The 23,577-nt window shown below is 69.6% G+C and carries 19 protein-coding genes, 2 tRNA genes and 1 other RNA gene; 10 read left to right on the top strand and 12 right to left on the bottom strand.

The features are described from left to right. Nucleotides 1–78 precede the first annotated feature (78 nt). From ABD212_RS05995 to ABD212_RS06005, 3 genes are all read right to left on the bottom strand, one after another. Nucleotides 79–3,081, bottom strand: a complete 3,003-nt coding sequence (locus ABD212_RS05995; RefSeq protein ID WP_344092216.1) for a bifunctional [glutamine synthetase] adenylyltransferase/[glutamine synthetase]-adenylyl-L-tyrosine phosphorylase — start codon at nucleotides 3,079–3,081, stop codon at nucleotides 79–81. Nucleotides 3,082–3,096: 15 nt separating this feature from the next. Next, nucleotides 3,097–4,434, bottom strand: coding sequence for a glutamine synthetase family protein (locus tag ABD212_RS06000; RefSeq protein ID WP_344092219.1), 1,338 nt, complete (start codon nucleotides 4,432–4,434; stop codon nucleotides 3,097–3,099). An 89-nt stretch (nucleotides 4,435–4,523) separates the two neighbouring features. Beyond that, on the bottom strand, nucleotides 4,524–4,709 hold the full coding sequence (locus tag ABD212_RS06005) for an SPOR domain-containing protein (RefSeq protein ID WP_344092221.1): 186 nt from the start codon (nucleotides 4,707–4,709) through the stop codon (nucleotides 4,524–4,526). A gap of 81 nt (nucleotides 4,710–4,790) precedes the next feature. Here ABD212_RS06005 and ppgK point away from each other — a divergent pair, with 81 nt between their 5' ends. Continuing rightward, nucleotides 4,791–5,552 (top strand): polyphosphate--glucose phosphotransferase, encoded by a 762-nt coding sequence (gene ppgK, locus ABD212_RS06010; protein WP_344092223.1) that lies wholly within the window; start codon nucleotides 4,791–4,793, stop codon nucleotides 5,550–5,552. 158 nt (nucleotides 5,553–5,710) lie between these two features. Here ppgK and rnpB read toward each other — a convergent pair. From rnpB to ABD212_RS06035, 5 genes are all read right to left on the bottom strand, one after another. Next, an RNA gene (gene rnpB / locus ABD212_RS06015) (RNase P RNA component class A) lies at nucleotides 5,711–6,075 on the bottom strand. Nucleotides 6,076–6,177: 102 nt separating this feature from the next. Further along, on the bottom strand, nucleotides 6,178–7,986 hold the full coding sequence (locus tag ABD212_RS06020) for a bifunctional 3'-5' exonuclease/DNA polymerase (RefSeq protein ID WP_425561235.1): 1,809 nt from the start codon (nucleotides 7,984–7,986) through the stop codon (nucleotides 6,178–6,180). Further along, nucleotides 7,904–8,344 carry a reverse transcriptase-like protein gene (locus tag ABD212_RS06025; protein ID WP_344092227.1) on the bottom strand — a complete coding sequence of 147 codons (441 nt, stop codon included), beginning with the start codon at nucleotides 8,342–8,344 and terminating at the stop codon, nucleotides 7,904–7,906. The genes ABD212_RS06020 and ABD212_RS06025 overlap by 83 nt, the downstream gene beginning before the upstream one ends. After that, the gene (locus ABD212_RS06030) at nucleotides 8,341–9,072 is read right to left on the bottom strand and encodes a zinc ribbon domain-containing protein (protein ID WP_344092229.1); all 732 of its coding nucleotides are present in this window, start codon (nucleotides 9,070–9,072) and stop codon (nucleotides 8,341–8,343) included. Before ABD212_RS06030 ends, ABD212_RS06025 begins: the two co-directional genes overlap by 4 nt. A 59-nt stretch (nucleotides 9,073–9,131) precedes the next feature. Continuing rightward, nucleotides 9,132–9,204 (bottom strand) — tRNA-Val (locus ABD212_RS06035). A gap of 191 nt (nucleotides 9,205–9,395) precedes the next feature. Here ABD212_RS06035 and aceE point away from each other — a divergent pair. From aceE to ABD212_RS06065, 6 genes are all read left to right on the top strand, one after another. Then, nucleotides 9,396–12,125 (top strand): pyruvate dehydrogenase (acetyl-transferring), homodimeric type, encoded by a 2,730-nt coding sequence (aceE, locus tag ABD212_RS06040; RefSeq protein WP_344092231.1) that lies wholly within the window; start codon nucleotides 9,396–9,398, stop codon nucleotides 12,123–12,125. Between the two features lie 8 nt (nucleotides 12,126–12,133). Next, nucleotides 12,134–13,354, top strand: a complete 1,221-nt coding sequence (locus ABD212_RS06045) for a PucR family transcriptional regulator (RefSeq protein ID WP_425561236.1) — start codon at nucleotides 12,134–12,136, stop codon at nucleotides 13,352–13,354. Nucleotides 13,355–13,438: 84 nt separating this feature from the next. Continuing rightward, complete coding sequence (locus tag ABD212_RS06050; protein WP_344092234.1) at nucleotides 13,439–14,350, top strand: ACP S-malonyltransferase; 912 nt, start codon at nucleotides 13,439–13,441, stop codon at nucleotides 14,348–14,350. After that, nucleotides 14,347–15,348: a beta-ketoacyl-ACP synthase III gene (locus ABD212_RS06055; RefSeq protein WP_344092236.1), complete on the top strand. Its 1,002-nt coding sequence runs from the start codon at nucleotides 14,347–14,349 to the stop codon at nucleotides 15,346–15,348. Before ABD212_RS06050 ends, ABD212_RS06055 begins: the two co-directional genes overlap by 4 nt. Nucleotides 15,349–15,421: 73 nt before the next feature. Beyond that, nucleotides 15,422–15,670 carry an acyl carrier protein gene (locus ABD212_RS06060; protein ID WP_344092239.1) on the top strand — a complete coding sequence of 83 codons (249 nt, stop codon included), beginning with the start codon at nucleotides 15,422–15,424 and terminating at the stop codon, nucleotides 15,668–15,670. A 103-nt stretch (nucleotides 15,671–15,773) separates the two neighbouring features. Further along, on the top strand, nucleotides 15,774–17,012 hold the full coding sequence (locus tag ABD212_RS06065) for a beta-ketoacyl-[acyl-carrier-protein] synthase family protein (RefSeq protein WP_344092241.1): 1,239 nt from the start codon (nucleotides 15,774–15,776) through the stop codon (nucleotides 17,010–17,012). Nucleotides 17,013–17,212: 200 nt separating this feature from the next. Here ABD212_RS06065 and ABD212_RS06070 read toward each other — a convergent pair whose 3' ends face one another. After that, complete coding sequence (locus ABD212_RS06070) at nucleotides 17,213–17,716, bottom strand: DUF3145 domain-containing protein (protein ID WP_344092243.1); 504 nt, start codon at nucleotides 17,714–17,716, stop codon at nucleotides 17,213–17,215. Between the two features lie 190 nt (nucleotides 17,717–17,906). Continuing rightward, nucleotides 17,907–18,680, bottom strand: coding sequence for a hypothetical protein (locus tag ABD212_RS06075; protein WP_344092245.1), 774 nt, complete (start codon nucleotides 18,678–18,680; stop codon nucleotides 17,907–17,909). A 226-nt stretch (nucleotides 18,681–18,906) separates the two neighbouring features. Between ABD212_RS06075 and ABD212_RS06080 the strand changes: the two genes are divergently transcribed. Continuing rightward, nucleotides 18,907–20,922 carry a DUF262 domain-containing protein gene (locus ABD212_RS06080; RefSeq protein ID WP_344092247.1) on the top strand — a complete coding sequence of 672 codons (2,016 nt, stop codon included), beginning with the start codon at nucleotides 18,907–18,909 and terminating at the stop codon, nucleotides 20,920–20,922. Nucleotides 20,923–21,415: 493 nt separating this feature from the next. Here ABD212_RS06080 and ABD212_RS06085 read toward each other — a convergent pair. Beyond that, nucleotides 21,416–21,489, bottom strand: a tRNA-Ile gene (locus ABD212_RS06085). A 57-nt stretch (nucleotides 21,490–21,546) separates the two neighbouring features. Here ABD212_RS06085 and ABD212_RS06090 point away from each other — a divergent pair. Continuing rightward, on the top strand, nucleotides 21,547–21,837 hold the full coding sequence (locus ABD212_RS06090; protein ID WP_344092249.1) for a BTB/POZ domain-containing protein: 291 nt from the start codon (nucleotides 21,547–21,549) through the stop codon (nucleotides 21,835–21,837). A gap of 21 nt (nucleotides 21,838–21,858) precedes the next feature. Here ABD212_RS06090 and ABD212_RS06095 read toward each other — a convergent pair whose 3' ends face one another. After that, nucleotides 21,859–22,929, bottom strand: coding sequence for a DMT family transporter (locus ABD212_RS06095; RefSeq protein ID WP_344092252.1), 1,071 nt, complete (start codon nucleotides 22,927–22,929; stop codon nucleotides 21,859–21,861). A gap of 42 nt (nucleotides 22,930–22,971) precedes the next feature. Here ABD212_RS06095 and def point away from each other — a divergent pair, with 42 nt between their 5' ends. Further along, on the top strand, nucleotides 22,972–23,538 hold the full coding sequence (def, locus tag ABD212_RS06100) for a peptide deformylase (RefSeq protein WP_344092254.1): 567 nt from the start codon (nucleotides 22,972–22,974) through the stop codon (nucleotides 23,536–23,538). The last annotated feature ends 39 nt before the right edge of the window (nucleotides 23,539–23,577 follow it).

Genomic DNA, 23,577 nt, shown 5'->3' on the forward strand with positions numbered 1-23,577 from the left:
GAGTCGCTCCAGCACGTGACGGCCCCGGGAGATCCCGGGGCCGTCACGCCTGTCCGGGATCGGGCATCCGGATGCCGGTCACCCGTAGAAGAGCTTCTCGAATACGCGGCGCGACCGCCGAGTGGCGCCGAGGTAGTCCTCCTCGACCTGTGTCGCCGATCGAGGCGGGTACTCCAGAAGGCGTCCGATGCCGTCCAGCCGCTTGCGGTCGGTGGGGAGGACGTCGCTGGTCTGCCCCGACAGCAGCGTGTTCGCCGAGCGGAGCCGACTCGCGAGGCGCCACGCCTCGGCCAGCCGGTCGCCGGCGCTGGCCGGGATGAGCCCCGCATCGGACGCGGCGCGCAGGGCGGCGATTGTCGAGGTCGTCCGCATCCCGGGCACGGCGTGGGCGTGCTCGAGCTGGAGCAGCTGGACCAGCCACTCCACATCGCTGAGCGATCCGGGCCCGAGCTTCAGGTGCCGCGCAGGGTCCGCACCCTGCGGCAGGCGCTCGTTCTCGACCCTCGCCTTGATCCGCTTGATCTCGCGAAGCCCCTGCGGGTCGACGGATGCCGGATACCGCACGGCATCCGCGAGCTCCGTGAACGCGCGGATCAGCTTGACGCTTCCGGCGACACCGCGCGCCCGCAGCAGCGCCTGAGCCTCCCACGACAGCGACCAACGGCGGTAGTACTCGGCATAGGCCTCGAGCGAACGCGCGATCGGGCCGTTCCGCCCTTCGGGCCGGAGGCCAGCGTCGAGGTCGAGCGGAACCCGGTGGTCTTCGGAGTGCTTGCGCAGCTCCGCGACGAGCTGGATCGCGAGCTCGTGGGCGCGCTGCGGGTCTACGTGGCCTGGCCGGTAGACGTACATGACGTCGGCATCCGATCCGAATCCGAGTTCCCGGCCCCCGAAGCGCCCCATGGCGATGACCGAGAAATCCAGGGATGAGTCCTCGGGCGGTACGACCACCCGCCTCACTGCTCGCAGCGTCGCCTGGATCGTGACCTCGGTGATCGTGGTCAGCGCCTCAGCGAGCTCCTCGATCGTCACGGTGCCGATGATCGCGGCCATCGCGATCCGCAGCAGCTCGCGCCGGCGCAGCGCCCGCACCGAGCGCATTGCGTCCTCGATCGCCGAGTGACGGGTCTGGATCGCCCGCGCCTCCTCTTGCAGGGCGATGCCGGAGCGCGGGCGCAGCTGCGCCTGATCGTCGAGCCACGCCGCCGACTCCGGGATCCACTCCATGAGCTCACCGACGTAGCGCGACCCCGAGAGCACCCGGGTCAGGCTCTCCGCAGCGCCGGACGAGTCCCGCAGCATCCTCAGGAACCACGGGGTGTCGCCGAGCCGTTCGCTCAACCGGCGGAACGCCACCAATCCGTAGTCGGGGTCGGCGCCGTCGGCGAACCATCGGATCATTACCGGCATGAGGTGCCGCTGGATCGTCGCCTTCCGGCTCAGGCCGCTCGTCAGCGCCGCGATGTGGCGCAGCGCTCCGGCGGGGTCGGCGAAGCCGATCGCGGCCAGACGGTCGTGCGCCTGCTCGGGCGAGAGCGAGCGCTCCTCGGCCGGAAGGGCCGCGACCGCGGAGAGCAGTGGCCGGTAGAAGAGACGGACATGGATGTCGCGCACTTCGCGCTTGACCGACTCCCACCGCTCCCAGATCCGGTCACCGGAGTCGGCGAGGCGGCTCGATCGAGCGAGGACCCGCAGATCTTCGGGACGCGAGGGCATCAGGTGCGTGCGCCGCAGGTTGCGCAGCTGCACACGATGCTCGAGCAGGCGGAGCACGCGGTAGTCCTTCGCGAACGCCGCCGCCTCCGTACGTCCGATGTAGCCTTCGGTCACCAGTGCATCGAGGGCGTCGAGCGTGCCGCGCTGCCGGATCCGGTCGTCGGAGAGCCCGTGCACGAGCTGCAGCAGCTGGACGGTGAACTCGATGTCGCGGATGCCGCCGGGTCCGAGCTTCAGCTGATACGGCACCTCGGCCGCGGGGATGTGCTCGGTGACGCGCTCGCGCATCCGCTGGACGCTGTCGACGAAGTTCTCGCGTGCGGCACTGGTCCAGATCTTCGGCTGCACGGCATTGACGTATTCCTCGCCGAGCACGGCATCCCCGGCGATGGGACGAGCCTTCAGGAGCGCCTGGAACTCCCAGCTCTTGGCCCACCGGTTGTAGTACGACAGGTGCGACTCGAGGGTACGCACGAGGGCGCCCTGCTTGCCTTCGGGACGGAGGTTGGCATCGACCTCCCACAGCGGCGGCTCGATCTCGATGCTGGTGATCCCGCGCATGGTCTGCACCGCGAGGCGTGTCGCGATGTCGACGACCCGCGGCTCGACGAGCGCCTCCGGCGCAGTGCCATCGGCGCCGGCCACGAAGATGACGTCCACGTCGCTCACGTAGTTGAGCTCGCGGGCTCCGGTCTTGCCCATTCCGATGATGGCGAGCCGGGTCGCGGCGACCTGTTCACGGGGGAACAGGCCGGCCCCCGCAGCGCCGCCCGACACCCGGGTGCGTGCGACGCACAGCGACGCCTCGAGCGCCGCGCCCGCGGCATCCGCCAACCGCGCTGCGACGGGGGCGAGCACGTCCACCGGTGACGCGCTGAGCAGGTCGTACGCCGCGATGCGGGCCAGGAGCCGGCGGTAGCGGACCCGCAGCGCGACCCATGAGGCCTCGCCGCCCTCGAGGGCGAATCCGTCGACGGCGCCGACGGCGTCCAGGAGCGATGAACGCAATTCGTCGCCGGTGGGCAGCGCGGCGCCGGCGCCGGTGAGCTCAGCGAGCTCTTCGGGATGCCGCAGATAGAAGTCGGCGAATCCCGTCGACGCCCCGAGCAGCGCCCAGAGCGCGCGCCAGCCCTGCGGGTCCGCCTGCGCCGTGCGCACCGCCGCGGGATCGCGTCGCGCGATGCGGGCCAGACCGCTCAGCGCCTCATCCGCGTCGGCGGCGACCGCAGCCGCCGACAGCACGGCCTCGCGCGCCACGCCCGCATCCGTCTCGAGCTCGGCGAGAAGCGATTCGGCTTCGCCGAGCCGGCTGAACCCGAGTCGCGCGAGGTTCGTGAGAGGGCGGGATCGTTCGCTCGCGGTCATGCGTCAGACCACGGGTCAGAGCATCTCGAGGTTGGTCTTCAGCTCGAAGTGCGTGACTTGGGAACGGTATTCCTGCCACTCCTGGCGCTTGTTCAGCAGCACGTAGTTGAACACCTGCTCGCCGAGGGTCTCGGCGACGAGCTCGGACTCCTCCATGTACTCGAGGGCGTGGTCGAGGCTGGCCGGGAGCGGCGCATAGCCGAGCGCGCGGCGCTCGGAGTCGGTCAGCGACCACACGTTGTCCTCGGCCTCCGGAGGCAGCTCGTACTGCTCTTCGATGCCCTTGAGCCCGGCCGCGAGCATGAGGGCGTACGAGAGATACGGGTTCGCGGCGGAGTCCAGCGCCCGATACTCGACACGCGACGACTGGCCCTTGCTCGGCTTGTACAGCGGAACGCGGACGAGCGCCGAGCGGTTGTTGTGCCCCCAGCAGATGAAGCTCGGGGCCTCATCGCCGCCCCACAGGCGCTTGTACGAGTTGACGAACTGGTTCGTGACGGCCGAGATCTCGTTCGCGTGCCGTAGCAGGCCGGCGATGAAGTGGCGGCCGACCTTCGACAGCTGGTACTGCGCGCCCTCTTCGTAGAAGGCATTCACGTCACCCTCGAAGAGCGACATGTGAGTGTGCATGCCGCTGCCCGGCTTGCCGCTGAGCGGCTTGGGCATGAAGGTGGCGTAGACCCCCTGCTCGATGGCGACCTCCTTGATCACCGTGCGGAAGGTCATGATGTTGTCGGCGGTGGCGAGTGCGTCCGCGTACCGCAGGTCGATCTCGTTCTGACCGGGTCCGCCTTCGTGGTGGCTGAACTCCACCGAGATCCCGAGGTCTTCGAGCATCCGCACCGAGCGACGCCGGAAGTCGTGGGCAGTGCCGCCCGGCACGTTGTCGAAGTAGCCGGCGGAGTCGACCGGCTCGGGGCCCTCGGCGCCGAACGACGACGACTTCAGCAGATAGAACTCGATCTCGGGGTGGGTGTAGAACGTGAAGCCGGCATCGGCCGCCTTGGCGAGCGAGCGCTTCAGGACGTGGCGGGGATCCGCGACCGCAGGCTGCCCGTCGGGTGTGGTGATGTCGCAGAACATCCGACCCGTGGGATCGATCTCGCCTCGCCACGGCAGGGTCTGGAAAGTGGTCGGGTCGGGATGCGCCAGCAGGTCCGACTCGTACGAGCGGGTGAGTCCCTCGATCGCCGAGCCGTCGAAGCCCAGCCCCTCGCTGAACGCCCCCTCGACCTCGGCGGGGGCGATTGCCACGGACTTGAGAGTGCCGATCACGTCCGTGAACCAGAGCCGCACGAACTTGACTCCGCGCTCTTCGATCGTTCGCAAAACGAAGTCGCGCTGCTTGTCCATCGGGTCCCCTCTGACGGTCGTGACGGGCGTCGGCCCGTTCCTAGGCTAGTGCGAGAGGCGTCGGCCGGTGGACGCCGCCTAGTGCTCGCTCAGCCGTCGCCGCGCGCGTCTTCCTCGGCCCAGGCGCGGGAGCGCTCCCGGATGATCTCTGGTGCACGAGCAGCTTCGTCGGCCGTGTCGAAGGGACCCGCGCGGTCGGGCGAAGGCGTCACGTAGCCCTTCTCGACCGCGCCCGTCTTGAGGTTGTACCAGTACTTCTCACTGTCATCGCTCATCGACTGCTCCTCTGGTCTACGGGCTCGATCCTAGTGACGGAGGGCGGGCGCCGGGCCGGTCGGCGTCGATAGGCTGACCACATGGCATCTCAGACGAGGCTGGCCGTCGGCGTGGACATCGGCGGAACCGGAATCAAGGCGGGAGTCGTCGACCTCGAGGCCGGCACCCTCGTCGGCGACCGTGTGAAAGTCGCCACCCCGGCGGGTGCCGAGCCGCCGGACGTCCTCGTCGCGGTCCGCCAGGTGCTGACGATCCTGGATGCCGGCGACACCGCGATTCCGCTCGGAGTCGCCTTCCCCGCGATCGTGAAGAACGGCCGGACGCTCTCGGCGGCGAACGTCTCGCACCGGTGGATCGGATTCGAGGCCGAGAAGTTCTTCGAGGACGGTCTCGGTCGCGACATCCACTTCGCGAATGACGCGGATGTCGCAGGCGTCGCCGAAGTCCGCTTCGGCGCCGCAAAGGACCGGCCGGGACTCACGATCCTCACGACGCTCGGCACCGGGATCGGCTCGGCGCTGCTGTACAACGGGGTCCTGATCCCGAACGCCGAACTCGGACACGTGCAGCGCGCCGGGCACGGCCGAGACGCCGAGGCGTTCGCGGCGTACTCCGCGATGGAGCGGGACGACCTGTCCTGGGCGCAGTGGGCCGAGCGGCTGCAGTGGTACTACACGTACATCGAGTTCCTGTTCAGCCCCGACCTGCTCGTGGTCGGCGGCGGGGTCTCCAAGCACGCCGATCGGTTCCTGCCGCTGCTCGACCTGAAGGCTCCCATCGTGCCCGCCGTGCATCGCAACAACGCGGGGATCATTGGGGCCGCGGCGCTCGCACTGGGCTGAAGGGCCGTGCCCCATCGCGGGGGGAACCTCGCGGGCACTTCTCGACGGGTTTGGGGCGGCATCCGTCCCTTGGGGCGCATTTCACCCACCCCGACGGACCATACGCGCCCCAAACCCGACGAAACGTCGTCGGCCGAGGCACCGGCACGGGCGAGAGGCGAATGGGCCGGCCTGTACGCCGGGTTCTGTCCGGGGGCGTGAGCCCCGTGGACGGTCATCTCTCTCGGCGACACGTTGCCGTGCCGCTCCAGCGGCCTACCCGGGGACTCGGCGGGCCGCGTCATCATCCCCTGTCTGGCCTTGCTCCGGGCGAGGTTTGCCGTGCGAGTCGCGTCACCGCGACCCCGGTGGTCTCTTACACCGCCCTTTCACCCTTACCCCGGCCGAAGCCGGGGCGGTCTGCTCTCTGTGGCACTGTCTCGCGGATCGCTCCGGGTGGGTGTTGCCCACCGCCCTGCCCTGCGGAGCCCGGACGTTCCTCGGCGCGAGGCGGACCCCGCGACGCGACCGTCCAGCCGACCCATTCGCGGTGCGAGTCTAGTCTCGGCGCCTGCGCACGCGCACGCGCAGCGTTTCGCCTCGGCTGGGGCTCGCTCGACCACCGTCGTCACGGTCCCCGGTGGGGTCAATCCTTCCGCGCTGACCTCGCGATCCGCACATCCAGCGGGAAGTCGATCGGAAAGTCTCCGAAGAGCAGCCGGGCGGCCGTGGCCGCGGCATCCTGAACCGCCTGCGCTGCGGCCTCGGCGTGTGCTTCGGGCGCATGCACGATCACCTCGTCGTGGAGGAAGAACGCGAGGTGCGGATGCCGCGCGAACGCCGGTCCGGAGAGCGCCGCGGCATCGGCGGGCTCGACGGGCGGCATGGCGGCCAGGCGGGTGCGCAGGTCGGCCATCCATGCGAGGGCCCACTCGGCCGCCGTGCCCTGGACCACGAAGTTGCGGGTGAAACGCCCCCGATCGCGCGCCCACCGGCGCGCCCGGGTCTCCTCGGCGCCGGACGCATCCGCCTCGGTCGCGCGCGACTGAACGTTCGACCAGCCCTCTGACGGCCCCGGCGAGGTCCGGCCCAGCCACGTCGAGACCAGACCGCCGTCCTCGCCGACGCGAGCGGCATCGTCGACGAGTGCCATGGCGCGGGGATAGATGCGGCGCAGCCGAGGCACGAGCCGGCCCGACTCCCCCGTGGTGGCCCCGTACATGGCTCCCAGGATCGCGATCTTCGCCTCCTGCCGGGTGGCGACCGCGCCACTGTCGACGATGCCCGCATACAGGTCGCGTCCGCGAGCCGCGTCGGCGAGTGCAGTGTCGCCCGCCATGGCCGCGAGCACGCGCGGCTCGAGCTGCGCGACGTCGGCGACGATCAGCCGCCATCCGGCGTCCGCGCGCACCGCGTCGCGGAGCTGCCGCGGCAGCTGCAGAGCACCACCGCCGGAGGACGCCCATCGTCCGGTCACGACTCCGCCCGGCACATACACCGGGCGGAATCGGCCGTCCTGCACCCATTCCGCCAGCCACGTCCAGCCGTTCGCGGACTGCAGCCGCGACAGCTTCTTGTATTCGAGGAGCGGCTCGATCACCGGATGCCGCTGCTCGGCGAGCTCCCATCGGCTGGTCGACTCCACCATCACCCCGGCCCGGTGCAGCGCCCGCAGGAGCTTGGGCTGCGAGTCCAGGCCGGCGGCGGGATCGCCCAGCGCTGCGCGCACGCGGTCGGCTGCGGAGGCCAGCTTCGACGGAGGGCCGCCTGCTGCCGGACGCTCGCCGAGCATCTCGGTGAGGATCCGGTCGTGGGTCGCGGCATCCCACGGAAGCCCCGCCGCGCGCATCTCCTCCGCGATGAGGGCGCCCGCCGACTCCGCCGCGGTCAGCAGGCGCAGTCGACCCGGATCCGTCGACGACGAGATCGCGGCGCGCTGGCGAGCGAACTCGGCCACAGCCTCCTCGAATCCCGCGGGTGGGCCGAGACGCTGCGCGACGGCGTCGCCCTCCCACTCGAAGAGCGCGGGCACGGACTCCTCGGCAGCGACGTGCGGCGCAGCATCCCATGCCGGCGCCGCACGGATGGCTGCGGCATCGGTGACCAGTGCCGACGCGCGCAGGATGGCGTGGCACAGCCGCAGGTCGTGACATCGCGCGATCCGCACGCCGGCCGCGAGCAGGTCGGCGTACCAGGCAGGAGCGTCATTCCACACCCAGCGCGGGGCGTGCTCGGCCTCGAGCCCGCGCACCCAGACGGCGAACCCCGATGCCGCCATCGTGAGCTGGGACAGCTCTGCCCCGTCCGCGTCGAGGAGCGCGGCCGCCACCTGGCCGACGTCGGTGCGACCCAGGACGACCCACGTCGGGCGGTCAGCCCTGCTCGTCGACGAGGTCACGCCGGAAACTCTCCCTGAGGTCCATCGCCTCGTTCGCCGCGGCGTCCGCGCGGGCATTGTCGAGCCGCGGAACCCACTCGAACGTGACGTCGCGACCGGCGATCAGCGACTGCGCACGCCGTGAGAGGATCTGCATCTCCGGGTGCTTGATCTTCCAGCGCCCCGACATCTGCTCGACCACGAGCTTGGAGTCCATGCGGACGACGACGGATGCCGCGGCATCCCGCTCGAACGCCGCCTCGAGGCCTGCGATCAGACCGCTGTACTCGGCCACGTTGTTCGTCGCGACGCCGACGTAGACACCGACTTCGCTGAGCACGGATCCGCTGGTGGGATCGATGACGACCGCTCCCCCGCCCGCGACGCCGGGATTGCCCCTGGATCCGCCGTCCGCCTCGACGACGAAGCGCGTCACAGGCCCGAGTCCTCCGCGCGCACCAGGATGCAGCCGCACTCCGGGCAGGTGACGATGTCGTCCTCGGCGGCCTGCCGCAGCACCTGGAGGTCGGTCCCGGCCAGGACCATCCGGCATCCACCGCAGGTGCGGGCCCGAAGGAATGCCGCACCTGCGCTGCGGGCGGAGATCCGCTCGTAGAGGGCGAGAAGGTCCGCAGGGATCGATCCGGTGATCGCCGCCCGATCGCGGGTCGCGGCGTCGAACGCTGCGGTCGCCTCGGCGACGGTCCGCTTCGCCGCGGCGCTCAGCTCGGCGCCCTCGGCGTTGGTCTGCGCGATCAGGGCTTCCTGCTCGGCGGCCGCGGCATCCGCGGACTCGAGACGCTCCATGACCTCGAGCTCGGCGTCCTCGAGATCGCTCTTTCGGCGCGCCAGTGATGCGAGCTCGCTCTCGAGGCCCTGGGCTTCTTTGGAGTTGCTGCTCGACGCGAGACGGTCGGCGTCGCGGGCGGTTCGAGCATCCACGACGGACACGTCCGATTCGATCCGGGAGAGCTCGGTGCGGAGGTCGTCACGGGCTCCCAGACGGCTTGCCATCTCCTGCGAGAGCTGCTGCCGCCGCGCCAGCAGCTCCTGGACGCGCGGGGCTTGAGGCGGATTGCGGCGCGCGTGATCGGCCTGGCGGATGCGGGTATCGAGCTCGGCGACCTCGATGAGGCGGCGCTGGTCGGCGGGGCTGGCGTTCACGCGTCCAACCTACCCGGCCGTCGACTGCGGGCGCCCATCGATACGGCGAACGGATGACGTGGGCCCTGCCGGGATCGAACCGACGACATCCACGGTGTAAACGTGGCGCTCTGCCAGCTGAGCTAAAGGCCCTCGCCCATCAGTCTACGAGCGATGGACCGGATGCCGGCACCCGGCCATAGCCTCGCCGCGACGAGATGGCAGTCCTCAGGCGCCGCGACTCGCTAGGCTGAGAGACGGTGCGTTTGTGCATGGCAGACAAGGCCTGCACCGCTTCTGTTGCGATTCCCTGGCACGACCTGCCAGACGACGAAAGGTCTTACGTGACTGTCAACGACCAGGATCCGTACTCGCAGGGCCCCCTCGACAGCGATCCCGACGAGACCGCGGAGTGGAAGGAATCCCTCCAGCAGCTCGTCCAGGCCAAGGGCCACGGCCGCGGTCGCGAGATCATGCTGAGCCTGCTGCAGACCTCTCACGAGCTCCAGCTCAACGTGCCTCAGGTGCCGACGACCGACTACATCAACACGATCGCGCCCGAGAACGAGCCGGACTTCCCCGGCGACGAGGAGCTCGAGCGCCGCTACCGTCGCTGGCTCCGCTGGAACGCCGCGGTCACGGTCCACCGGGCCCAGCGCCCCGGCATCGGCGTGGGCGGTCACATCTCGACCTACGCGTCGTCTGCGTCGCTCTACGAAGTCGGCTTCAACCACTTCTTCCGGGGGCTCGACGACCCTGCCGGCGGCGACCAGATCTTCATCCAGGGCCACGCATCGCCCGGCATCTACGCGCGCTCGTTCCTCGAGGGACGCCTCACCGAGGAGCAGCTCGACGGCTTCCGGCAGGAGAAGTCGAAGGCGCCCAACGGCATCCCGTCCTACCCCCACCCGCGGCTCATGCCCGACTACTGGCAGTTCCCGACGGTGTCGATGGGACTCGGGCCGATCAACGCCATCTACCAGGCGATGACCAACCAGTACCTCACCAACCGCGGGATCAAGGATCTCTCCGACTCCCATGTGTGGGCGTTCCTCGGCGACGGCGAGATGGACGAGGTCGAAAGCCGCGGTCAGCTGCAGGTCGCCGCCAACGAGGGCCTCGACAACCTCACGTTCGTCGTGAACTGCAACCTGCAGCGCCTCGACGGACCCGTGCGCGGCAACGGCAAGATCATCCAGGAGCTCGAGGCGTTCTTCCGCGGCGCCGGCTGGAACGTCATCAAGGTCGTGTGGGGCAGCGGCTGGGATGAGCTGCTCGCCAAAGACACCGACGGCGCGCTCGTCCACCTCATGAACACCACGCCCGACGGCGACTTCCAGACGTATCGCGCCGAAAGCGGCGGATTCATCCGCGAGCATTTCTTCGGACGCGACGAGCGCACCGCCGCTCTCGTGAGGGACTGGTCGGATGACGACATCTGGGGCAGGCTCCGTCGAGGCGGCCTCGACTATCGCAAGGTGTACGCGGCGTACAAGGCGGCGGCCGAGCACAAGGGCCAGCCCACCGTCATCCTCGCGAAGACGATCAAGGGCTACGGCCTCGGCCACCACTTCGAGGGCCGCAACGCGACCCACCAGATGAAGAAGATGACGCTCGAGGACCTCAAGCACTTCCGCGACTCGATGCGCATCCCGATCTCCGACGCGCAGCTCGAGGAGAACCCGTACCTGCCGCCGTACTTCAACCCAGGCGCTCAGGACGAGACGATCCAGTACATGCTCGAGCGCCGGCGCGCCCTCGGCGGGTTCCTCCCGGAGCGGCGCACGCACCACGTCGGCCTGCAGCTGCCGGGCGACGAGGCGTACGCGCTGCCGAAGAAGGGGTCCGGCACGCAGGAGATCGCCACGACGATGGCGTTCGTCCGGCTGCTGAAGGACCTCCTTCGCGCGAAGGACTTCGGGCACCGCATCGTGCCGATCATTCCGGACGAGGCGCGCACGTTCGGCATGGACGCGTACTTCCCGACGGCGAAGATCTACAACCCGCACGGCCAGAACTACACGTCGGTCGACCGTGAGCTGCTCCTCGCCTACAAGGAGAGCCCGCAGGGCCAGATCATCCACGTCGGCATCAACGAAGCGGGCGCCGTCGCGGCGTTCACCGCGACAGGCACGTCGTACTCGACGCACGGCGAGCCGCTCATCCCGGTGTACGTGTTCTACTCGATGTTCGGCTTCCAGCGCACCGGCGACGCCCAGTGGGCCGCGGGCGATCAGATGGCGCGCGGCTTCATCATCGGGGCGACCGCGGGGCGCACCACGCTGACCGGTGAAGGCCTGCAGCACGCCGACGGCCACTCGCACCTCCTCGCGTCGACCAACCCCGCGACGATCTCGTACGACCCCGCGTACGGCTACGAGATCGCGCACATCGTGCGGGCCGGAATCGAGCGGATGTACGGCGGGAATCACCCGGACCCGAACGTGATGTACTACCTCACCGTCTACAACGAGCCGCTCGTGCAGCCCGCTGAGCCCGAGGGAGTCGACGTGGACGGCATCGTGCGCGGCATCCATCGCGTTTCGACGGCGGAAGGCGACGGGCCTCGCGCGCAGCTGCTCGCATCGGGTGTCGGCGTGCCGTGGGCGTTCGAGGCGCAGCAGCTGCTCCGCGACGACTGGGGCGTTCAGGCCGATGTCTGGTCGGTCACGTCGTGGACCGAGCTGCGTCGCGACGGCCTCGCGGCGGATCAGCAAAACTTCCTGCATCCCGAGGAAGAGGCGCACACCGCGTATCTGACCACCAGGCTGCGAGAGTCGGCGGGCCCGGTCGTCGCCGTGAGCGACTTCATGCACGCGGTGCAGGACCAGATCCGGCCCTGGGTGCCGGGACGATTCGTGAGCCTCGGCGCCGACGGCTTCGGGTTCTCGGACACGCGACCCGCGGCACGCCGGTTCTTCAAGATCGACGGTCCGTCCATCGTCGTGCGCACCCTGCAGGCGCTCGCCGAGGACGGCGTCGTCGACCGGGGACTCGCGGCGCAGGCCATCGAGCGCTATCGCCTCCACGACGTGACAGCAGGCACCAGCGGCAACGCAGGCGGCGAGAGCTGATCGAGCGGATGCCAGGCACCCGCGCGCCGATGGACAAGACCGCGACCCTCGTATGGCTGCGGCGGGTCTCGGGCGATCTCGCGACGGCAACCAACAAGCGCCTTGAAGAGACGCTGCCGTGGTACGCCGAGATGCCCCCGGCACGCCGGTCCGCGGTGGGCCTCGTGGCTCAGGCCGGCATCACGTCGTTCATCCAGTGGTACGACGACCCCGATTCGACCCCGTGGATCGCCGCGGACATCTTCGCTGCAGCCCCGCGTGAGCTGCTGCGCAGCGTCAGCCTGACCCAGACGCTCCAGCTGATCCGCGCCACCGTGGAGGTCACCGAGGAGCGCATCGCCGACAAGGGCGAGCACCTCCGGGAGGCGATCCTGCTGTATTCGCGCGAGGTCGCCTTCGCCGCCGCCGACGTCTACGCCCGCGCGGCCGAGGCCCGCGGTCTCTGGGATGCGCGCCTGGAGGCGCTCGTCGTGGACTCGATCCTGACCGGCGAGGCGGACGAAGAGCTGCCGAGCCGGATCGCCGCCCTGGGATGGCACGGCCACGGCGAAGTCGCGGTGCTCGTCGGCACCACACCGCCGCTGTTCGATGTGGATCAACTGCGCCGCACGGCGCGCAAGCTCGGCGTGGACGTGCTGATCGGCGTCCAAGGATCCCGTCTCGTGCTGGTGCTGGGACGCGCGGATCCGCCGAACCGAACGGACGAGCTGGCGGCGGACCTGCCGTTCCCCGAGATCGCGAAACGGCTCGAGCCCGGGTTCGGCGCGGGTCACCTCGTGCTCGGTCCGCCGGTTCCCGCCCTCGTCGATGCCAGCCAGAGCGCCCGCGCCGCGCTCGGCGGTTTCGCCGTCGCCCGCGCCTGGCGGCACGCGCCACGGCCGGTCGAGGCGGACGATCTGCTGCCCGAGCGCGCACTCGCCGGCGATCCACTGGCCAAGCAGACCCTGGTGGATCGCATCTACCGCCCGCTGCAGGCGCACAGCGCCGACCTCGTCACAACGCTCTGGAGCTACCTCGACAACGGACGATCGCTCGAAGCCACCGCCCGGGAGCTGTTCGTGCACCCCAACACGGTGCGCTATCGCCTCAAGCGCGTGTCCGAGGTCATCGGCTGGGATGCCACGGGTCCGCGTGAGGCGCTGATCCTGCAGACTGCGCTCATCCTCGGCTCGATGGGCACAGATGCAACCCGTCGGCGGACCTCGTCGGCACGGAGACCTCATCATTAGGCTGTGCGGCTTGCACAAAGCATCGCGTCATTCTTGTGACGGGATCGCCAGAAGCACACGGACGATAGTTGGCAGGATGGAAAAGTGATCATCGCGGTCTTCCCCGGGCAGGGCTCTCAGTCCCCCGGTTTCCTCGCTCCCTGGCTCGCCCTCGACGGCGCGCCCGATCGCGTGGCCGCCTATTCCGAGTGGGCGGGTGTCGATCTCGCGGCAGCCGGGACGGAGTGGGACGCCGACCGGATCCGGGACACGCAGGTCGCTCAGCCGCTCATCGTCGCTGCGAGCCTGCTCTCATGGAACGCGCTGCCCGATGTCGACCGCATCGCCGGAGTGGCCGGTCATTCGGTCGGCGAGTTCGCGGCCGCAGCGGCGGCCGGGATCCTGAGCGAAGAGGACGCGCTGCGACTCGTCGGCATCCGAGGTCGCGCGATGGCGGAGGCTGCGGCGAGCGAGCAGACCGGCATGAGCGCGGTCATCGGCGGGGACGAGGCATCCATCGTCGCCCGCCTCGAAGAGCTCGACCTGACTCCCGCGAACTACAACGGCGGCGGACAGCTCGTCGCGGCCGGCGCGCTCGGCGCGCTGCAGGCACTCGCGGCCGAACCTCCGGCAGGCACCCGGGTGATTCCGCTGCAGGTCGCCGGTGCCTTCCACACGCGGTACATGGCTCCGGCGGTCGAAACGCTGCGCGCCGCCGCTGCCGAGGTGGCGGCATCCGACCCCCGCGTGACCGTCTGGAGCAATCGCGACGGCGGTCGCGCCGCATCGGGATCGGCCTTCGTCGACCTGCTCGTCGACCAGGTCGCCTCGCCGGTGCGCTGGGATCTGTGCATGGCCTCATTCGCCGAGGCCGGCGTGACCGGGCTCGTCGAGCTCTCACCCGCCGGCACGTTGACCGGGCTCGCGAAGCGCGCGCTGCGAGGCGTTCCCGCAGTCGCGGTGAAGACCCCTGACGAACTCGCCGCCGTCGCCGCACTGACCGGAGATTCCGCATGACTCGCTCGCTCATCCAGCCCACCGGCTCGGCACACACCCGCATCTACTCGTACGGCGCCGCACGCGGTGAGATCGCCGTCCCCAACGAGGACCTCATCGGCCCGATCGACTCCAGCGACGAATGGATCCGTCAGCGCACCGGCATCGTGACGCGAACGCGGGCCGTCCCCGAGACGTCGGCCATCGATCTGGCAGCGGATGCCGCAGCCGAGGCGATCGCGCGATCGGGAGTCGACCCGCAGCAGGTCGATGCGGTCATCGTCGCCACCATCAGCAACCCGAAGCAGACGCCGTCCGTGTCGGCGATCGTGGCGGATCGCGTCGGAGCGAACCCGGCCGCGGCCTACGACCTCAACGCGGCCTGCGCAGGCTTCTCGTACGGGGTGGCGCAGGCCGATGCGCTCATCCGCGGCGGTCTGGCCCACTACGCCGTCGTCATCGGCACCGAAAAGCTCAGTGACATCGTCGATCCCGCCGACCGGAGCATCTCGTTCCTGCTCGGCGACGGCGCCGGTGCGGTCGTCATCGGGCCGAGCGACACGCCGGGCATCGGACCCACGGTGTGGGGATCGGACGGCTCGAAGGCCGACGCCGTCGGCATGAACTACACCCTGAACGAGTTCCGCGACGGCACTGCACCCTGGCCCACGCTGCGGCAGGAGGGACCGACGGTGTTCCGCTGGGCCGTCTGGGAGATGGTCAAGGTCGCTCGCCAGGCTCTCGAAGCCGCCGGGGTCGAGGCATCCGACCTGGCCGCCTTCGTGCCGCACCAGGCGAACATGCGCATCATCGACGAGTTCGCCAAGCAGCTGAAGCTTCCCGACTCCGTCGTGGTCGGCCGCGACATCGAGACGACCGGCAACACCTCGGCGGCGTCGATCCCTCTCGCGACCCACCGGCTGCTCGAGGAGCACCCCGAGCTCAGCGGCGGCCTCGCCCTGCAGATCGGCTTCGGCGCCGGGCTCGTGTTCGGCGCGCAGGTCGTCGTCCTTCCCTGACCCGACAGAGCCCCGACCATAGACTGAACAGCGGCCCCGCCAGGGCCGGAGAATCCCGAGAACAGGAGAAACCATGGCATTCACCACCGACGAGGTCCTCGCAGGACTTGCCGAGCTCATCACCGACGAGACCGGCATCTCGGCCGACGAGGTCGCGCTCGACAAGTCGTTCACCGACGACCTCGACATCGACTCGATCTCGATGATGACGATCGTCGTCAACGCTGAGGAGAAGTTCGGCGTCACGATCCCCGACGACGAGGTCAAGAACCTCAAGACCGTCGGCGACGCCGTCACCTTCATCACGTCGAACCAGTCCTAGCGAACGCGTGATGGGGCTCCGCCCCTAACCCCGGCTTGCTGACGCACGCCACGGTGGGGGCCGCAGCGCCCCCACCGGCACACCAACGAGGATCTTGATCTCCATGAGCAAACCCCGCATCGTCGTCACCGGAATCGGTGCCTCCACGCCGCTCGGCGGCACCGCGCCCGAGAGCTGGTCCGCCCTCCAGGCCCGAGTCTCGGGCGCTCACGCGCTCGAGTACGACTGGGTCGAGGAGTACCAGCTCCCGGTGACGTTCGCGGCCGAGGCCGCCATCCGTCCCGACTCGGTGCTCGAGCGCCCGGTGGCGAACCGCCTCGACCCGTCGGCGCAGTTCGCGCTGGTCGCCGCGCAGGAGGCGTGGGCGGATGCCGGTCGCCCGGACGTCGACCCGGAGCGCTTCGGGATCGACTTCGCGACCGGCATCGGCGGGCTGCAGACCACGCTGGCAGGTTGGGACACGCTCAGGACGAAGGGTCCTCGCCGGGTCATGCCGATGAGCGTTCCGATGCTCATGCCGAATGCCCCTGCCGCCGCGGTGTCGATGCACCTGGGCGCCCGCGCCTATGCGCGCACGGTCGCATCCGCGTGCGCCTCGAGCACGGAGGCGCTCGTGAACGCCTTCGAGAACCTCCGCGACGGCAAGGCGGACGTGATCATCGCGGGAGGCTCGGAAGCCGTCATCCACGCCCTCACCCTGGCGGCGTTCGCGTCGATGCAGGCGCTCTCGCGGCGCAACGACTCCCCCGAGACGGCATCGCGGCCCTACAGCGTCGACCGCGACGGCTTCGTGATGGGCGAGGGTGCGGCATGCCTCGTCCTCGAGACCGAGGAGCACGCCAAGGCGCGCGGCGCCAAGATCTACGCGGAGGTCGTCGGCGGCGGCGTGACGGCCGATTCGTACCACATCACGGCTCCCGAGCCGGAGGGTCTCGGAGCCTCGCGCGCGGTGCGGATCGCGCTCGACCAAGCGGATGCGTCCCCCGACGAGGTGACGCACATCAACGCCCACGCAACGTCCACCCCGACCGGCGACATCGCCGAGTACAAGGCCCTGCTGAGCGTGTTCGGCGACCGCATCCACGAGATCCCGGTCTCCGCGACCAAGGCCTCGACGGGGCACCTGCTGGGCGGCACCGGAGCGCTCGAGGCGATCTTCACCATCCTCGCGCTGCGCGACCGGCTGGCCCCACCCACGATCAACATCTCCACGCAGGACCCCGAGATCCCGCTGCGCGTCTCGGGTGATGCGATCGCCCTGGGCGATGGCGCGCAGTTGGCGATCAGCAACTCCTTCGGCTTCGGCGGGCACAACGCCGTCGTCGCGTTCCGCTCGGTCTAGCCCACGGGCACGGTGCCGCGGCCGGCCGCACCCGGCGCCGCGGCGATCGACGACGAAGACGCCCCCGGCGAAGCCTGCCGGGGGCGTCTGTCGTGTCAGGCGGTGATTCGCGTTCCCGCGGCCCGGGGATCCTGCGTCCGCCGAGCATCGGTAGTGGCGCCTCGTCCCGCCTGAGTCCTGCGAGTCGTCGGTTCCGGCCTTCAGCCGACCTTGTGCAGCCAGACGACGGGTGCGTCGTCGCTGGCGTGCCGGAACGGCTCCAGCTCTTCGTCCCAGGCCGCCCCGAGCGCGATCTGCAGTTCCCGATGCAACTCGAACGCATCCCCGGCGGCCACCTCCATCGCGTACCGAAGGCGGTCCTCGCCGATCACGACGTTGCCCGCCGAGTCCGTCTGCGCGTAGTGGATGCCGAGCCCCGGCGTGTGCAGCCAGCGGCCGCCGTCGCTGCGCGGAGTCGGGTCCTCGGTCACCTCGAACCTCAGGTGCTCCCAGCCCCGGATCGCGGTGGCCAGAGCGGCCCCGGTGCCGGCGGTGCTCTCCCAGTAGAACTCGGCACGTCGGCTGCCCGAGAGCACCGGCTGATCGGCCCAGTCGAAGCTGACGCCCCGGCCGAGCGCGCGGCCTACCGCCCACTCCAGGTGCGGGCACAATGCTCGTGGCGCAGAGTGAATGTAGATCACTCCACGCGCCTGTGGTGTCGCCATCATCTCTCCGTTCGTCAGGTGCGTCTTCCCCAACGACCTGTAAACGGATTCCGTGGCTGTTCGATTGTGCTTGGCGCCATTATCGCGCACTGCGAGCGCTAATGACAAGCGTGTCATTCGGCGCGGCGGGCCGTTGCGCGGCGGAGGCCGCGGCCGCCGGGCCGGGGCCTCCGCACGAGGAGAACGAGGATCAGGCCTCGCTCATAGCTTGGATCTCGACCTGACCCTTGGCTGCGTAGTACGCGGCCCGCGCGGCATCCTTGCGGGCCTGCTCGGCGTAGCCGGCGTCGAGGACGTCCTGCGCGACCGGGAAGTTCTCCGTCGTGTTCACGCCGTGGTGCTTCTCGATGTATGCATCGAGCTCGGGGCCCGAGGTCCACGAGGTGATGAGGCAGTAGCGCGGCTCGGTGCCGACGTGGGTGGCGGCGTGCCACAGGCGCTGCGTGTCGATGATCAGCTGCGCGCCTGCGGGCAGCGCGATGCGCACCTCGCCGGCGGGGTCGGTGCGGTTCTCGCGCAGGACGAAGAAGCTCTCCGTGTCGTCGGTCAGGTTGAAGAACCCGCGCACGACCCACCCGGTGCCGTCGGGGTTGAGCCGGTTGTTGTCGTCCTGGTGGAGGTTGTAGAGACACTCGCCGTACGGCGTGGGCTGCAGCTCAATGACGCGGCAGCGGCCGACGTTGGCACCCGGCTCCTGCGCGCGGCGCGTGAGATTCGGGGCCTTCTCGACCTGAGAGTCGATCCACACGCCGTCCTTGTCGGTGCGCGGCGGTTTGTGGTTCCAGAAGCCGTTGCACTCGATCTCGCCGAAGGCGCTGGCCAGCGGCGCGAACCGCGTGTCGCCCGACGACTTCCAGTCGTTGTACTCGATGTCGAGCCACTCCTTCGGGTCGAGCTGCTGGTCGTACCGATCGAGGACGACGTAGCCGGTCTCTTCGAGCGCGGCGGACTTGATGTAACCCATGAGGTGGATCAGCCTTTCGTAGGGGGCCAGCACGTTTTTACAGGCCCGACTTAGGCAAGCCTACCTCTGGGTGCTGGTCAGCCCAGGGCCGGCACGCGTCCTTCAGCGCGGCCCGACCGGGCGCGGCATCCGGCTCCGTTAGACTCCCTTCGGCCGACTGCGGCGCCCCTTGGCGGGTGGGCGGGTTCGGCACAGCGGACGGCGTTGCGGAGGACGAGACGACACCATGGTCAGTGCCACGAACATCGATGCGACCGCGGTGAACACCATCGCGTGGCTGTCCGACCGCGAGACGAGCATCGTGGTGCCGGTGTACCAGCGGCAGTACCGGTGGGACATCGGCGGATGCGAGCAGCTGCTCGCCGACATCCGGTCCGTCGCCGCGTCCGGCGCCACCGAGACGCACTTCATCGGATCGATCCTCTCGACCCGAAGCGCCGCGGATCACGCAGCCGAGCTCGTCCTCATCGACGGCCAGCAGCGGATCACGACTCTCATGCTGCTCGTCGCGGCGCTGCACCATACGGTCCGGGACGAGGATCCGACGCTGGCGGCGCAGCTGGAGCGGGTCCTCGTGCGGGCGGACGATCCCACCCGCACGAAGCTGCGGCCTCATCGTGCCTGGGCGGACGTCTTCGAGAGCGTCATCCTCGACCGCCAGGCTGCCGATGACGAGTCGCGCGAGTCCCGCTTCGATGACAACTACGCGTTCTTCCGCAGCCAGATCCTCGCCGAGGAGGCGCCCCGAATCTGGCGCGGGCTGCAGAAGCTGGAGCACGTCGCGATCGCGCTGGGTGCCGACGCGAACGCGCAGCAGACGTTCGAGAGCCTCAACTCCACCGGCGAGCCGCTGCGCGACCATGAGCTGATCCACAACTACGTGCTGATGGGCCTCTCGCACGCCGAGCAGAGCCAGGTCGAAGACGCCTTCTGGGTGCCCATCGAGCAGAACACCGACGACTCGATCGGCAGCTTCTGGCGTCACTACCTCGTGATGACCACCGGACGCGAAGTCGCGGTCGCAGGCGAGCGGGGCGTGTACGACGCGTTCCGGCACGAGTTCCCACGGCTCGACCACAAGACGCTTCAGCGCCACGCGGCGGAGTGGCGGGACTACTCGCACATCTACCGCATCCTGCTCGATCCCACGCAGGAACCGGATGCCGAGATCGCGCGCCAGCTCGCCTACGTGAACACCTTCGGCGGTGGGACCTATCCGCTGGTGATGCACGCGTATCGCGACCACCTCCGGGGACTGATCGACCGAGGCGCGTTCATCCGGATTCTGGAGCAGCTGCAGTCGCTTCTGCTTCGCCGATCGGTCGTGGGCGTGACGACCCACCGCCTCATCGCGCGGCTGTGTCGCGCACGCGAGAAGGGCGCCGACAGTCTCGTGCGCGCCATCGCCCGGATCACCCCCTCGGATGAGCGCGTGCGCGTCGCCCTCAAATACGGCGATCTCCCCCACGCCCGTTACGTGCTCGGCCGCCTCGCGGGTGTCGCCCCCGGCGGCGACCTCGAGGTGGAGCACGTCTTCCCGCTGTCGCCGGGCAACGAATGGAGCGGCGACGGGGAACGGCAATGGGCCGACTACAGCGACGACGAGCAGAACAGCCATAGAGCGCTGGCGCAGACCCTCGGGAATCTCGCGCTTCTCGAGGGGCCATTGGCCGAACGTGCGCTGGATGCCTCGTTCCCGGAGAAGCGGGCGGCGGTCTACCCCCGCAGCGACATCGCCACGACGAGAGAGCTTGCCGATGTCCCGGCCTGGGGCACCGCCGCGATCGCCGATCGCACCGCCCGGCTCACGAGCGGGTTCCTGCGGATCTGGGAGCGCCCGGCGACGGTCGGCATCGACGACGACGATCTGACGCCCATCCTCGACGCCCTGCGTCGGCGCGGCTGGCCCCGAGGCTGGCAGCGCGAGTTCGAGTACGTCGAGTATCGCGGCGAGCACTGGGAGGTGCACGACGTCAGATACCTCTTCAACCGGGTGTTCAAGCGACTGTGGGCAGACGCGCGCGAGGATGTGGTCGCCTTCAGCGCGCAGCGCGGCGGACCGATCTTCCCTGCCCCGGCATGGAACGGCCTGTGGGATGAGCTCGACGAGTCCCGGTTCCTCTACATGGGCTGGGACTCGAAGTATATGCTGACCGCCGTCCAGGGTGTTCTCGAGCAGGCCGGCCTCGCGCCGGAGGTGTTCGTGAAGTACTCCTACATCGGCGCGGCGATGCAGGACTGACCTGGCTCGGCTTCGCCGTCTCGGGTCGGCGTGGGCCAGGCCCAGGTCGAGCTGCCTCGCGTGGTGGGAAAATCGCCCTGTGAAGCGGCCGGTACAGGCAGCTCGCGGGCTGGGTGGTCGGCGGGCGCTCGACGCTGTGCGGCCTCGGGCGCCGCACCGGACAGGACACCGGGCGGCGCCGGCCCCTTTGGCATGATCGACTTGCCCTCAGCGGCGGCATCCATCCCCCTCCGAGTCAGCCGATCGAGGCAACTCGCCGCGCAGATACCGTCCGGGCCGTGGCACCGCCACCGCCCGGGCCGTTGCCCCTGCCGCGGCGACCGCAACACGGGCAATTGCCCTGAGTGGCGGCATCCGCGGATCGCGAGGCCGCCAGTTCAGGCAACTCGCAGGCGGCTCGCGTGCCCGGCTCGGGGCCCGTCCCGGGCGCGCAATGGTGGGCCGACCCGGGACGGAGAGTACGAGCCGCCCTGCGGGCGGCTCGTACTCTCCGTGGGGCGGGTGGGACTTGAACCCACGATCGTCGGGTTATGAGCCCGCTGCCTTGACCAGCTTGGCCACCGCCCCCGCGGCATCGAGCCTATCGCCTGGCGTCGGTCGGGCCGACCATGGGAAAATGATGACGTGGACGCGATCGGCTGGCTCATCACCGCTGCCGCCGTCGTCCTCGCACTGGTCGCAATCGCGGCGGCGCCACGCCTCAAGCGCGACAACCTGCGCCGCCAGCTCGACGGCGGTGGCGGGTCATTCGCAGGTGTCGGCAGCGGACTCGACGCCGTCTGGCGCCCCTCCGCCGACGAAGCGCGCGCCGATTGGGAGGCTCAGGTCGAGCTTCCCGCACCGGCACCGGCTCCCGGCGACAAGGGCCGCAGGCAGGAAGGCCGCATCGTCATCGACATCCCGCCAGGCGCCTGAACGGGTTGCTCAGTGGTCCAGTCAATCGCCCTTGTCTTTGACGGGTGGATCGGGCCACACCTTCGCGACGGCCTCGGTCACCCGGATCGAGCCGGTGACAGGGTGGGGAGCGTCCGCGCTGCCTGAGCTGCCGCGCTGGATCGCGTGCTCCAGGCTGTCGCTGACGATCTGGGGGTGGTAGCGCGCGAGCTGGAACACGCCCCACACGGCGATGGCGCCGACGGCCGCGAACGCGATGTAGACCCAGAGGGGCGCCCCCTGCGCCTCGTTGAGGACGATGAGGCCGATCAGGATCGCGACGATCGGGTCGATGACTGTGAGCCCGGCGATGACGAGGTCGGGCGGACCGGACGAGTACGCCGTCTGAACGAAGTACGCCCCGACGACGGCGGTGATCAGAAGAGCCGCGAGACAGGTGAAGGTGAGCCACTCGAAGTCGCCGGTCTGGATGCGGGTGATCACCACTTTCGCCAATGTCGCCACGAATCCGTAGATGACACCCGCCGCCGTGATGTAGAACAGCGCGCCCATGTGGTGGCGACGCCAGATCCACAGCGCCGCGAAGACTATGGTCACCACGGCAAGCAGCAGGAGGATCGTGATCAGCTGTCTGTCGGATACGGGCATGTCGGTCGCGTAGAGCGCCGCGATGGTGACGAACACGAAGATTCCCCCGACGCACGCCCCGATCGCGATGAGCGACCGGCGGGTGGGCCGGTGGCCGCTGATCTGGGCGTTGAGGAGGGTCGTGATGACGAGCGCGATCGCGCCGAGGGGCTGCACCACGATCAGCGGCGCGAACGACAGGGCGGCCAGCTGGCAGACGATCGCAAGGCCCAGCATCACCGTGCCGATCACCCATGATGGCCTGGTGAGCAGCCGCTTCAGCTGCGCGCCCGTCAGGCCTTGCGTGCCGTCCGACCCGCTCTGCTTCTCGACCTTGGTCACGCCCCGGTGCTGATACTGCGCGCCGAAGGACATGAAGATGGAGCCGAGCAGCGCAAGCGGGATTCCGATCAGGATGCCCGGATTCTGAAAGGCGCCGACGAGCGAATCGCCCACGCTTTCGAACTGGTCGACCGTCCACACCACGTTTCGACACTAGTCGCGGATGCCGATCGGTAGGCTCAAGGCGTGGCCGTTCTGCCGATTCGCATCATGGGTGACCCCGTGCTCCACGCTCCGGCCTCGCGAGTGGAAGAGATCACGGATGACATCCGCTCGCTGGTCGCCGACATGTTCGAGACGATGGATGCCGCGCCCGGCGTCGGCCTCGCGGCCCCGCAGGTCGGGGTGGGACTGCGGATCTTCACGTACAGCTATCCGGATGACGACGGAGCGCCCTGGCGTGGCGTGATCGTCAATCCCGAGCTGTGGATGCGACCGCTGGATCCTGGTGAGCCGGATCCCGATGACGAGTCCGAAGGGTGCCTGTCGTTCCCCGGCGAGCGGTTCCCGCTTCGCCGGTCCGACGCCGTCCTCGTCGCAGGCACCGACCTGGAGGGCGAGGAGGTGCGCGTCGAGGTCGACGGCTGGCGCGCACGAATCCTGCAGCACGAGTTCGACCACCTGGACGGCGTGCTGTACGTCGACCGCCTTGCCGACTCGGACTGGAAGACGGTGCAGAAGATCGCCCGCAAGCGCGGCTGGGGTCGGCCCGGTCAGGCGTGGACTCCGGGCGTCGACGACATCGAAGCCTGACGCCCGTGGAAGCAAGAACGGCCCCGGGGTGGAGCCCGG

This window comes from Microbacterium deminutum (assembly GCF_039530205.1).
GTDB classification, from domain to species: Bacteria; Actinomycetota; Actinomycetes; order Actinomycetales; family Microbacteriaceae; genus Microbacterium; species Microbacterium deminutum.